This window comes from Nonomuraea sp. NPDC049784 (genome assembly GCF_040659615.1).
Taxonomy (GTDB): domain Bacteria; phylum Actinomycetota; class Actinomycetes; order Streptosporangiales; family Streptosporangiaceae; genus Nonomuraea.
The window spans coordinates 1-11,567 of record NZ_JBFAMX010000311.1 but is presented as its reverse complement, the minus strand read 5'-3'; the positions used below and the strand labels follow the sequence as shown (position 1 = coordinate 11,567).

12 protein-coding genes are annotated in these 11,567 nt (G+C 69.2%); 7 read left to right on the top strand and 5 right to left on the bottom strand.

The features are described from left to right. The 7 genes from AB0J09_RS40070 to AB0J09_RS40040 form a co-directional block, all read left to right on the top strand. A partial coding sequence (locus tag AB0J09_RS40070) for an FUSC family protein (protein WP_360702958.1) occupies window positions 1-397 on the top strand: 397 nt, incomplete at its 5' end. After that, on the top strand, window positions 381-1,691 hold the full coding sequence (locus AB0J09_RS40065) for an alpha-amylase family protein (RefSeq protein ID WP_360702955.1): 1,311 nt from the start codon (window positions 381-383) through the stop codon (window positions 1,689-1,691). The genes AB0J09_RS40070 and AB0J09_RS40065, both read left to right, overlap by 17 nt. Window positions 1,692-1,952: 261 nt before the next feature. Next, complete coding sequence (locus tag AB0J09_RS40060) at window positions 1,953-2,909, top strand: ATP-binding cassette domain-containing protein (protein ID WP_360702952.1); 957 nt, start codon at window positions 1,953-1,955, stop codon at window positions 2,907-2,909. Beyond that, on the top strand, window positions 2,906-3,562 hold the full coding sequence (locus tag AB0J09_RS40055) for a methionine ABC transporter permease (protein WP_360702949.1): 657 nt from the start codon (window positions 2,906-2,908) through the stop codon (window positions 3,560-3,562). Before AB0J09_RS40060 ends, AB0J09_RS40055 begins: the two co-directional genes overlap by 4 nt. A gap of 9 nt (window positions 3,563-3,571) precedes the next feature. Beyond that, the gene (locus AB0J09_RS40050) at window positions 3,572-4,393 is read left to right on the top strand and encodes a MetQ/NlpA family ABC transporter substrate-binding protein (protein WP_360702947.1); all 822 of its coding nucleotides are present in this window, start codon (window positions 3,572-3,574) and stop codon (window positions 4,391-4,393) included. Window positions 4,394-4,678: 285 nt separating this feature from the next. Continuing rightward, complete coding sequence (locus AB0J09_RS40045; protein WP_360702944.1) at window positions 4,679-6,214, top strand: AMP-binding protein; 1,536 nt, start codon at window positions 4,679-4,681, stop codon at window positions 6,212-6,214. Between the two features lie 154 nt (window positions 6,215-6,368). Beyond that, a complete protein-coding gene (locus AB0J09_RS40040; protein WP_360702941.1) occupies window positions 6,369-7,607 on the top strand; it encodes a trypsin-like peptidase domain-containing protein in 1,239 nt (412 codons plus the stop codon). Between the two features lie 84 nt (window positions 7,608-7,691). Here AB0J09_RS40040 and AB0J09_RS40035 read toward each other — a convergent pair whose 3' ends face one another. From AB0J09_RS40035 to AB0J09_RS40015, 5 genes are all read right to left on the bottom strand, one after another. Continuing rightward, window positions 7,692-8,432, bottom strand: a complete 741-nt coding sequence (locus AB0J09_RS40035) for an ABC transporter permease (RefSeq protein ID WP_360702938.1) — start codon at window positions 8,430-8,432, stop codon at window positions 7,692-7,694. Continuing rightward, window positions 8,425-9,306: an ABC transporter ATP-binding protein gene (locus AB0J09_RS40030; protein ID WP_360702935.1), complete on the bottom strand. Its 882-nt coding sequence runs from the start codon at window positions 9,304-9,306 to the stop codon at window positions 8,425-8,427. The genes AB0J09_RS40035 and AB0J09_RS40030 overlap by 8 nt, the downstream gene beginning before the upstream one ends. Further along, window positions 9,303-9,626, bottom strand: a complete 324-nt coding sequence (locus AB0J09_RS40025) for a transcriptional regulator (RefSeq protein ID WP_360702932.1) — start codon at window positions 9,624-9,626, stop codon at window positions 9,303-9,305. The genes AB0J09_RS40030 and AB0J09_RS40025 overlap by 4 nt, the downstream gene beginning before the upstream one ends. After that, window positions 9,623-10,246, bottom strand: coding sequence for a hypothetical protein (locus AB0J09_RS40020; protein ID WP_360702929.1), 624 nt, complete (start codon window positions 10,244-10,246; stop codon window positions 9,623-9,625). Before AB0J09_RS40020 ends, AB0J09_RS40025 begins: the two co-directional genes overlap by 4 nt. An 82-nt stretch (window positions 10,247-10,328) precedes the next feature. Beyond that, window positions 10,329-11,567, bottom strand: a 1,239-nt coding sequence (locus AB0J09_RS40015; protein WP_360702927.1) for an ABC transporter ATP-binding protein, incomplete at its 5' end; no start/stop codon positions are given.

Sequence of the window (11,567 nt, the reverse complement as noted above, 5' to 3'; positions counted from 1 at the left end):
GGCCGCGTCGTGGATCGCCGTCACCGTTGTGATCGTCGTCAGGCGGCGACTGGACGGAGCGGTGCGACGGGCGGTCGAGCGGGCCGCCGGCACCGCCGCCGGAGTGATCGCCGGTTCCGCCGTGCTGCTGTGGGTGCCGCCGTCGTGGCTGTTCGTGCTGCTCGTCGCCGTGCTGGCCGCACTCAGGCCGGTGCTCAAGGAGCGCCACTACACCATGTACGCGACCGTCATGACGCCACTCGTCCTGCTCCTCATGGAGGGCGGCGGACGTGTGGCACCTGCGACGATCGGGTACCGGCTGGCGGACACGGTCATTGGCTGCGTGCTGGCTCTGGGGCTCGGTTACCTGCCCTGGGCGGCACGCCGGGAGGGGAGCGTTCGTGCCGTCTTGGGCTGACCACGCGATCTGGTGGCACGTCTACCCGCTCGGCTTCACCGGAGCCCCCGCCACCGCGGCGGTGCCGCCCGCCCCCGACGGCGTGCGGCACCGGCTGCGCCACCTCGAGTCGTGGCTGGACTACGTCGTCGAGCTGGGCTGTTCGGGCCTCCAGCTCGGTCCGATCTTCGCCGCCGAGTCCCATGGGTACGACACCATCGATCACTTCAGGATCGACCCGCGCCTCGGCGACGACCACGACTTCGACTCCCTCGTCGCCAAGGCGCGCGACCGTGGGCTGCGGGTCATCCTCGACGGCGTGTTCAATCACGTGGGCCGCTCCTTCCGAGCCGGTGACCGGTGGTTCAGGCGGGGCCCCGAGGGCTACGAGGTCTTCGAGGGCCACGACGGGCTCGTCGTGCTCGACCACGCCGAACCCGCCGTGCAGAAGTACGTGGCCGGTGTGCTCGACCACTGGCTCGGCCGCGGCGCCTCGGGGTGGCGGCTCGACGCCGCCTACGCCATACCGGCCTGGTTCTGGAGGAAAGTCCTGCCTGAGGTTCGGGTACGGCATCCCGAGGCGTGGTTCGGCGGCGAGATGATCCACGGCGACTACGCCGGATATGTCAGGGAGTCGGGTCTCGACTCGGTCACCCAGTACGAGCTGTGGAAGGCCATCTGGAGCTCGCTCAACGACCGGAACCTCTTCGAGCTCGCCTGGGCCCTCGACCGCCACAACAAGCTGCTCGACACGTTCGTACCGCTCACGTTCGTCGGAAACCACGACGTCACCAGGCTCGCAACCCGGCTCGACGACCCTCGCCACCTGGGGCACGCGCTGGCCGTGCTCTTCACCGTCGCGGGCCTGCCCAGCGTCTATTACGGGGACGAGCAGGCGTTCCAGGGGCTGAAGGAGGAACGGGCGGGCGGCGACGACGCGATCAGACCGGCGTTCCCCGCGGAGCCCGGCGGGCTGGCGCCGTACGGAGTCGAGGTGTACCGGCTTCACCAGCGGCTCATCGGCTTCCGAAGGCGTCATCCGTGGTTGCAGAGAGCCCGGACCACAGCCGAACACCTCACCAACACGGCCGTCGCGCTCCGCAGCCGCCCGGCCGGCGGCTCCGGGCAAAGTGGCGTGGAGGTCGTCACCCTGCTGAACCTCGGCGACCACCCGCACCGCTTCCTCATTGGCGATGCGCAAGCCGCCTTCCAGGGCGAGCGAGAGGATCCGGCCGTCGTCCCCGCCCATAGCTGGCGCATCGTGACTCAGGTCACCAAAGAGATAGGGAATAGAGGGAGCGCAGGGATCCGTTGACCACGGCGTGAACGAGGCATACGCGAACGACACGAGCGCCCACCGGGACGACTCGTGTTGTCGTATGGGGCGAATGCCGAGCTGAGCAGAGAATCCGCCCGTTCCTCTCCGAAGGTCACCATGATCGCACCTGGTTTCGTGCTGCGCAGGCTGAGCCACCTGCCCTTCCACCCCGGCACACGCTGACACCAGCCCCTCTCTTCCGGTGATGTACGTTTCCGCGGCCCACCGCCGGGCCGCTCTCAGTCGTGGGGATATTCCGTGATCCAGGCTTCAGGCCTGCGCAAGCAGTACGGGGACACCGTCGCCCTGGACGGCGTCGACCTGCACGTGCGCGAAGGCGAGATCTACGGCGTGCTCGGCCAGAGCGGCGCCGGCAAGAGCACGCTCCTGCGCTGCGTCAACCTGCTCGAACGCCCCACCGCGGGCACCGTCACCGTCGCCGGGCAGAACCTGACCGCGCTGCGCAGCGCCGAGCTCAACCGCGCCAGGCAGCGCATCGGCATGATCCACCAGCACTTCGCCCTGCTGAACTCGCGCACGGTCGCGGGCAACATCGCCTTCCCGCTGGAGATCATGGGCGTGCCCAGGGCCGAACGCGACCGGCGGGTCGCCGAACTGCTGGAATTGGTGGGGCTGGAAGGCCGCGGCAAGGACCGCCCGAACCAGCTCTCCGGCGGCCAGAAGCAGCGAGTCGGCATCGCCAGGGCACTCGCGGGCAACCCCGCCGTGCTGCTGTCGGACGAGGCCACCTCCGCGCTCGACCCGGCCACCACCCAGTCGATCCTCGCCCTGCTCAAGCGGCTCAACGCCGAGCTGGGCCTGACGATCCTGCTCATCACCCACGAGATGAACGTCGTCAAGAGCGTCTGCGACTCGGTCGCCATCATGTCGCACGGCCGCATCGAGGAGTCCGGCGCCATCGCGGACCTCATCAGGACGCCGGGATCCCGCTTGACCAGGGAGATCTTCCCGCTGCCCGAGCCCGCCCCGGCCGGCTCGGTGACGCTGACGTTCACCGGCGACCCGCGGCAGCCGGTGGTGTCGGAAGTGGTCAGGAAGTTCAACGTGGACCTGAGCATCCTGGGCGGCTCGATCGAGGACCTCGCCGGTGGCTCGGTGGGCCGCCTGCGTGTCGCGCTCGACGGGTCCGACTCGGCCGCGGCGCTGGCGTACTTGCGTTCCGCGGGCCTGATCGTGGAGGTGGAGGCCGCATGACCTGGGACGAGATGCTGCCGCTGCTCTGGCCGGCGACGCTGGAGACGGCGCAGATGGTCGGCTGGTCGACGCTGTTCACCGCGCTGCTCGGGCTGCCGCTCGGTGTGGCGCTGGTGGTGTTCGACCGGAACGGGCTGCGGCCGCTCCCGGCGTTCAAGTCGGCGCTCGGCTTCGTGGTCAACGTCGGACGGTCCCTGCCGTTCATCGTGCTGATGATCGCGATCATCCCCTTCACCAGGCTCGTCGTCGGGACGACCATCGGGACGGCCGCGTTCGTCGTGCCGCTCACCGTCGGCGCGGTGCCGTTCTTCGCCCGGCTCGTCGAGACGGCGCTCCGGGAGGTCGGCGCGGACGTGGTGCAGGCGGCGCAGGCCATGGGCGCGAGCCGCACCACCATCGTGCGCAAGGTCCTGCTGCCCGAAGCGCTGCCCGGGCTGATCGCGGGCCTGACCGTGACCGTCGTCGCGCTCATCGGCTACTCCGCCATGGCCGGCACGCTCGGTGGCGGCGGGCTCGGCGACCTGGCCGTCCGGTACGGCTACCAGCGGTTCGAAACGCTGCTGATGATCGTGACCGTCGTCCTCCTCCTCGTGATCGTGCAACTCCTGCAGAGCCTGGGCGACTGGGTCGCTCGGCGCCTATCCCACAAATAAGGAAAAATCATGAAATTTCGTTTTATAGCGGGTGCTGTTGCGCTGGCCTTGTCGCTCGCCGCATGCGGGACGTCGCAGCCGGCGACAAAGACGGCCGAGTCCGCTGACACCGTGCTGAAGGTGGGCGCGAGCCCGGTGCCGCACGCGGAGATCCTCAACTTCGTCAAGCAGAACCTGGCCCCGGCCGCCGGGCTCAAGCTTGAGGTCGTGGAGTTCACGGACTATGTGCAGCCCAATGTGCAGCTCGACGAGGGCCAGCTGAGTGCGAACTTCTTCCAGCACAAGCCGTACCTGGACGACTTCAACGCCTCCAAGGGCACCAAGCTGAGCTTCGTCACGCCGGTCCACCTCGAGCCGCTGGGCCTGTACTCGAAGAAGATCACCTCCGTGTCCGCGCTGGCCAGTGGCGCCACCGTGGCCCTCCCCAACGACGCCACCAACCTGGGCCGCGCGCTCAAGCTGCTCGCCGACAACGGCGTGGTCAAGCTCAAGGACGGCGTCGGCACCGCCGCCACCGAGCGCGACGTGGTCGAGAACCCGAAGAAGCTGCAGTTCAAGCCGCTCGAGGCGGCTCAGCTGCCGCGCTCGCTCGAGGACGTCGACGCCGCCGTGATCAACGGCAACTACGCCATCGAGGCCGGGCTCAAGCCCGCTTCGCAGGCGCTGGTGCTGGAGAAGACCGAGGGCAACCCGTACGTCAACGGCCTGGTCGTCCAGGCCGGCCACGAGAAGGACGCCAACATCGTCACCCTCGGCAAGCTCCTGCAGGACCAGAAGGTCAAGGAGTTTATCAAGCAGAAGTATGAGGGCTCAGTGATCCCCGCAAAGTGATGGTATGGTTACGCACGGGTGATGGAAGGGGTCGAAGGCACCGGGCAACCGGGAAACGGCTCCCTGGCCCGCTATCGGCCATCACCCCATCGCGGCGGCGGCACGCCGTCCGGGGCGTTTGTCAACCGCCCATACGCTACGGTCGTCCGCAGCCAGTCGGGAGTCGCGAGAGCGAGCCCCCTCCTCCCAGGTGGGTGCAGTTGGCCAAGCAGAAGTACGACGATCCATGGCCCCTGCGAAGTGACGATGCTTCCGGATTTCTGGACGACAGAATAGTGTTCGGTCATGTATCCGGGAGCCATCGCAGCAGTCACCCCAGACAAGCCCGCTGTGATCATGGCGGGCTCCGGACGGATCATCACCTATCGCGAGCTTGACGAGGAGTCGAACCGCCTGGCCCACCTGTTCCGCGCGGCCGGGCTACACCCGGGCGACCACATCGCCTTCATGCTCCCCAACCACCCGCTCTTCCTGACGGTCGCGTGGGCGGCGCTGCGCTCGGGCCTGTACTACACGCCGATCAGCTCGCGCCTGCAGACCGACGAGCTGGCCTACATCGTGAACAACTGCGGCGCCCGGGCCTTCGTCTCCAGCGCCGACCTCGCCGGCGTCGCCGGCTCGATCACCGCCGCCACGCCCGGCGTCGAGGTACGGCTCATGCTGGACGGCGTGGCCGAGGGCTTCGAGTCGTACGAAGAGGCGGTCGCCAAGCAGCCGGCCACCCCGGTCGACGACGAATGCATGGGCACGGACATGCTCTACTCGTCGGGCACCACGGGACGGCCGAAGGGCGTCAAGATCCCCTCCGCGCACGGCCCGCTCACCGAGCCGGGCACGTTGCTCCATCTCATCCAGGCGTTGTTCGCGCCGTCGGCGGACAGCGTCTACCTCTCGCCCGCGCCGCTCTACCACGCCGCGCCACTGCGCTACAGCCTGACGTTCCAGCGGCTCGGGGCCACGGTGGTGGTGATGGAGCGCTTCGATCCCGAACAGTTCCTGGCGCTGGTGGAGCGGTACGGGGTGACGCACTCGCAGCTCGTGCCGACGATGTTCATCAAGATGCTCAAACAGCCGGAAGAAATCCGGACAAAGTATGAGCTTTCATCGCTCCAGTGTGCGATCCACGCCGCCGCCCCCTGCCCCGTCCCCGTCAAGGAACAGATGATCGACTGGTGGGGCCCGATCATCCACGAGTACTACGCGGGCACCGAGGGCAACGGCTTCCTCTACGTCAACTCCCAGGACTGGCTCCAGCACAAGGGCACGGTCGGCCGCTCGCTGCTCGGCGTCGTGCACGTCTGCGACGAGGACGGCAACGACGTGCCGCCGGGCGAGGACGGCACGATCTACTTCGAGAACGGTGGCCGGTTCGAGTACCACGGCGACCCGGACAAGACACGCTCCGCACAGGACCCCCAGGGCCGGGGCTGGACCACGCTCGGCGACATCGGCCGCCTGGACGATGACGGCTTCCTCTACCTCACCGACCGCCGCTCGTACATGATCATCTCTGGTGGCGTGAACATCTACCCGCAGGAGGCCGAGAACGTGCTGTCGGTGCACCCGAAGGTGGCCGACGTGGCGGTGTTCGGGGTGCCGGACGAGGAGATGGGTGAGCAGGTCAAGGCCGTGGTCGAGCCGGTGTCCATGGCGGAGGCGGGCCCGGAGCTGGAGGCGGAGCTGATCGCGTACTGCCGGAAGCGTCTGGCACACTACAAGTGCCCGAAGTCGGTGGACTTCCGCGAGGAACTCCCGCGCCATCCGACGGGCAAGCTTTACAAGCGCCTGCTCAGAGACGAGTACTGGCCGGTTCGCGGGTAAAAACTTCGGAATTTCGTACCACTCGCGCCCTGGGCCCCCACCTCGATCGATAAAGCAGCTGTCAACCCTCTCAGAAAGCTCCAAGGACCGGCTTAACCAGCTCTTACGCGAGTCTTGGCACCCTTGAGTCATCGGGACTCGAGGGAGATGACAGATGAACGCCAATGAGCCTCACGAGCAGGGCACCGGCGGGTGGAGCCAGTTCGGCAGCACCCCGCCGGCCGCCGGGGGCTTCCCCCGCAGAGACACGCAGATCCTGGGACAGCCGCTTCCTCCGCCCCCGCCGCCGAAGAAGCCCGGCTTCTCCTTCATGGGGCGCAGGGCCATCGCCGGCCTCGCCCTCGCGGCCACGGCCATCGGCGGCGGCGTCGTGGGGGCCGTCGTCGCCAACGCGTTCCAGCCCGAGCAGCTCGCCAGCAGCGCCACGCCGAGCCCCGTCTTCAAGTCGGCCTCCAACCAGCTCACCATCGCGCAGGTGGCCGCCAAGGTGCAGCCGAGCGTCGTGATGATCCAGGGGCAGACCGGTGAGGGCTCGGGTGTCGTGCTGTCGGAGGACGGGCTCATCCTCACCAACAACCACGTGGTCGAGGGTGCGAGCCAGGGCGGCAGCGGGCAGATGACCGTCAAGTTCAACGACGGCAAGACCGCCAAGGCCAGCGTCGTCGGCACCGACCCGGCCACCGACCTCGCCGTCATCAGGGTGGAGGGTGTGTCGGGGCTGACCAAGGCGACGCTCGGCGACAGCGACATCGTCAAGGTCGGTGACCCCGTACTGGCCATCGGAAGCCCGCTCGGCCTGGACGGATCCGTCACCGCCGGCATCGTCAGCGCGCTCGACCGCACGCTCACCGTCGGCGGCGAGCAGCAACAGCAGATCCCGCCGGGCTGGGGCCAGGAGCAGCAGAGCCAGGGGAGCGGGGCCACCACGATCGGCGGCGCCATCCAGACCGACGCCGCCATCAACCCCGGCAACTCCGGCGGCGCGCTGGTGAACGCCGCGGGCGAACTGATCGGCATCAACACCGCCATCGCCTCGGACGCCGCGGGCGGCGGCGTCGGCTTCGCCATCCCGGTCAACACCGCCAAGCAGGTCTCCGAACAGCTCATCAACAGCGGCAAGGTCAGCCACGCGTTCCTGGGCGTGAGCGTCACCGACGCGACAGGCGACGTGCCGGGCGCCCTGGTCAGGCAGGTCACCGACGGAAGCCCGGCGGCGAAGGCGGGACTGCAGCAGGGCGATCTGATCACCAAGATCGGTGACAAGGCGGTTGACGGCGGCGATACTGTAGTTGGGCAGGTCAGAGGTTTCAAACCGGGCCAACAGGTCAAGATCACATACATGAGGGACGGCAAGACCAACGAGGTCACCGTGACCCTCGAAGAGAAGAAATAACAGGACCCCCTCCCGGACGGGTGTGCCGTCGAGATCGCTGCGGACTCGGCGGCACACCCCCCCATTTTCTGGGAGAAGCTTTACTCAGGAGAAGCGCCGGCCCTCGTCGCGCCGGTAGGCCCAGCCGGCCGCGAGCGCCACGACGACGGTCCACACGGCCAGCATGACGAGGGCGACCACGTCGGGGCTGCGGCCCGCGGTCGCCGCCCAGAGCAGCTCGGCCGCACCCCTGGTCGGCGTGTACGGGGAGATGACCTCGATGAAGCCGGGCAACACCGAGGGCGGCAACAGCAGCCCGCCGATCACCGCCAGCGGGAAGAACAGGATCTGCGACACCGCGATCGCGCCCTTCGAGCTCAGCAGGAATCCGATCAGCAGGCCCAGCAGCATGAACGGGATCCCGCCCGCGACCAGCGCGACCAGCCCGAGCAGCAGCCGCAGCGGCGTGATCGTGGCTTCGGTGAAGAACGCCGCCAGCAGCAGCACGGGAATCACCGAGATCAGCATGACGGCCACCGTGGTGAGGATCCGCCCGGCGAAGCGGGGGAACGGGCCCGCGGGGAGCGTGCGCAGGTACGGGTTCCAGGGCTGCTCGCGGTCCTGGGCGACGCTGATGGCGAGCCCGATCAGCGCGCCGGACATCGCGCCGAAGAACATCAGCGACGCCGTCGCCGTCGTGGCGGCCTCGGGATCGTGGCCCGCGAACGGCACCACGAACGCCAGCATCGACACGGCCGGGAAGAACGCGCTGGCCAGGATGCTGATGGGCACCCTGATCTGCTCCAGCATGAGGTAGCGGGTGTGCGCGAGGACCAGGCTAGGCATGCGCGGACTCCTTCGAGGTGATGGCGAGGAAGGCCTCCTCGAGGGTGGTCGGCCTGATCTCGAGCCCGGAGAACGGCGTGCCGCTCCGCACCAGCTCGACGACCAGCCGGTCGGGGTCGGTGGTCATCAGATGGATGCGGCCGTCCTCGCGTTCGGAGCCGATCACTCCGGGCAGCTCGGGCAGGTCGGCGGCGACCAGTGAGACGCGCCGCACGCCCACGATGTCGCGTACGGCCCGCACGGTGCCGTCGGCCAGCACGCGGCCGTGGCCCACCACCACGACCCGCTCGGCCAGGGCCTCGATCTCCTCCAGGTAGTGGCTGGTCAGCAGGACGGTGCCGCCTCCCTCGTGGAAGGCCCTGACGCCGTCCCACAGCGAGCGCCTGGCCTCGACGTCCAGGCCGGTCGTGGGCTCGTCCAGGAAGACCAGCTTCGGGTCGCCCGCGAACGCCAGTGCCACGGCCAGCCGCCGCTTCTGCCCGCCGGACAGGCCGCCGACCTGCCGCTTGACCAGGTCGCCGAGGCCGAAGCGATCGAGCAGCTCCCCTCTGTCTGCCTTTTTCGTGAAGTGTGCGGATACGAAGTCGACGATCTCGCCGACCCGTAACGTCTCCGGCAGCCCCGTCTCCTGCGGGGTCACGCCGATGCCGCGCCGCATGGCCGGATCCTGGGGCGAGCCGCCGAGCAGCTCGACCGTGCCGGATGTCGGGCGGCGCAGCCCCACGAACAGGTTGATCAGAGTGGACTTGCCCGCCCCGTTCGGGCCGAGCAGCCCGACCAGCTCACCCGCCCGGATGTCGAGCGAGATGCGGTCGAGCGCCAGCACGTCGCCGTAGCGGCGGGTGACCTCGATCGCCCTGGCGAGGATCGTCATGACATTCCCCCTGCATTGTCCAGCAAGGCGCGAATCGCCTTGGTGTAGTCCTCGAAGGCCAGCCGTCCGCGCTTGGTGAGCGCCACGTACGTGACGGGGGTGCGGCCTTTGTGCGTCTTGGTGATCTGGACGTAGCCGACCTCCTCCAGCTTGCTCAGGTGCACCGAGAGGTTGCCGGCGGTCATGCCGAGCAGGTCCTTCAGCGAGGGGAACGCCATTTCGTTCCCCTCGCCGAGCACGTTGAGCGCGGCGACCACCCGGAGCCTGGCCTGCGCGTGGATCACCGGGTCGAGCTCGGGCGGCGCCTTGTCCGCGGTCACCGGCAGCGCCTCAGCCACAGGCCCGCGACGATGAAGCCGCCTCCCAGCAGCACGGCAGTCAGCAGCGCGTGCCAGCCGGCGCCGAGCAGCACGCCCAGGGCGTCGACCCCGGCGACCCAGGCGCCGATGAAGAACATCGGCCAGTTGAGCCAGATCGCGCCTCCGGCCATGTGCATGATCGCGACGACCAAGAGCGACGCGCCTCCCCAGACGAGTCCGCTCTCGTCGGGAGGCAGGAGGGTGCTCAGCCTGACGCCGATGATGACCACGAGCATCATCCCGGCGAACCACGCGTACCCGTACATCGTGCCCCTGGCCGTATGGTCGCCGCGGACGCCCCTGTTCATCCGGACGATCCCGAACGCGGCCACCGCCCCGGCCACGAGCTGCGCACTCATGAGCACCGCCAGCGCCTGCATCTGGGAGATCGGCGCGTAGGCGTGGCCGTTGAGGCCGTAGTGCAGAAAGAACGCGGTGAAGCCGAGCAGCCAGGCGATGCCCCAGGGGACGTAGAGCAGGAGCGGGTCGCCGTGCAGCCACCGCACGGTGGCGACACTCTGCTCCTCGATGACGCGCAGCATCTCCTCGGGACTCGCCACGTGATCGTCGTCGCTTGTCATCGCAAACCCCTCGTTCTCTCAAACTGGTTTGTACTATAAACCAGATTGCCGCGCCAACTCAATCCCATCTTCAGGCAGGGGCTCAGCGCCTGGTCAGGACCTCGGACTCCCACAGGTCGCGGTAGTAACCGGGCACGGCGACGAGCTCGTCATGCCGCCCTCGCTGGACGACCCGGCCCTCGTCGAGCACGACCACCTCGTCCACGTTCTCCAGCCCTCTGAGCCGGTGCGTGACGAGGAGCGTGGTGCGGTCCCTGGTGACGTCGAGCAGGTCATTCATCAGCCGGTCGGCCGTCTCCTCGTCGAGCGCCTCGGCGGGCTCGTCGAGCAGCAGCACGGGCGGGTCGTACAGCAACGCCCTGGCCAGGGCCAGCCGCTGCAACTGCCCGCCGGACACGGTCTTGCCGTCCTCGCCCAGCTCCGCGTCCCATCCGGTCCGCTCGACCCACCCGTCGACCCTGGCGTCCCGTACGGCCCGCTCGAGCGTCTCCTCGCCGGCCTCGGGGCCCGCGAGGCGCAGGTTGTCGCGGAGGGTGGCGCGGAAGATGTACGGGTCCTGGGTGAGGCCGGTCATGAGCGTCCGTACGTCGTCGCCTGCGAGGTCGCTGACATCGACGCCGTTGACGCGGATATGACCGGACTCGGGCTCGACCAGCCGCATCAGGGCGGCCAGCAACGTGCTCTTCCCCGCTCCGCTGGGACCGACGATCGCGACCCGCTTGCCGGGGGTGAGCGTCAACGACACCCCGTCCAGAGCAGGGTGCCTGAGGGACGCCTTGGCGCGCGGCGACGTCCCATCCGGCGAGGCGGCGGCGGGGTGGCGGACCACCAGGCTGTCGATCTCGATGGTCAGCGGGGACGCGGGCAGGGGCGCGGGCGCCGAGGGTTCCGTGACGGCCGGGGTGGCGGAGCGGACCTCGCGGAGGCGCCGGAGCGCGGCTGTGATGCCCGCCAGGCGCTCGCCCGCCGCGGCCAGCGGCAGCACCGGCTCGAACGACACCAGGGCGGTCAGCGCGAGCACGGCCGTCGCGACCGAACCGGCGCCCGCGCCCCGGGCGAGCAGTACGACGGCCGCCACGGTCAGCCCCTGCACCAGCGTGCCCCCGGCGAGGGCGGCGGCGTGGACACGGGCCTGGCGGCGTTCGAGCGCGGCCAGGGACTCGTCGGCGGACAGCGCCCTGGCCAGCGCCTCGTTGTCGGCTCCGTAGGCGGCCAGGTCGGCGGAGCCGTGCACCAGGTCCGCCACCCGGCCCGCCAGAGCCGCCCTGGCCGGGGCGATCCTGGCCGCCCAGCGGCGGGCGGCGGCGGCCGTACCGGCAGG